This window comes from uncultured Psychroserpens sp., from assembly GCF_947494225.1.
Classification (GTDB): Bacteria; Bacteroidota; Bacteroidia; order Flavobacteriales; family Flavobacteriaceae; genus Psychroserpens.
Map to the genome: position 1 here is coordinate 1 of NZ_CANLUG010000036.1, position 264 is coordinate 264.

At 37.1% G+C, this 264-nt stretch carries 1 protein-coding gene; it reads right to left on the bottom strand.

Annotated features, from left to right (window positions below; all coding sequences use genetic code 11):
- Nucleotides 1-264: hypothetical protein (locus Q0893_RS19545; protein WP_299278982.1), on the bottom strand; the 264-nt coding region annotated here is incomplete at both ends.

A 264-nucleotide genomic window follows, 5' to 3' on the forward strand; every position in this document is an offset into this window, starting at 1 on the left:
ATCATCAAAAGTTAAGGTTGCAACAACTGTTGAGGTATTACCACAATCATCAGCAATAGTGTAAGTAACATTTAATGCACCACAAGGACCACAAGTTGTATTTAAGTTATTAAAGTCATAATCAGAAGACACAGTGAGGTCAGCATCACAGGCATCAGTAGCACATGCTTCTAAAGCTGCAATATTGGCTGCATTCCATGCATCTGCAAGAGTTTCGTTATTCGTGTCAGAACATTCTAATACTGTATTTTCTATAGTACAAGC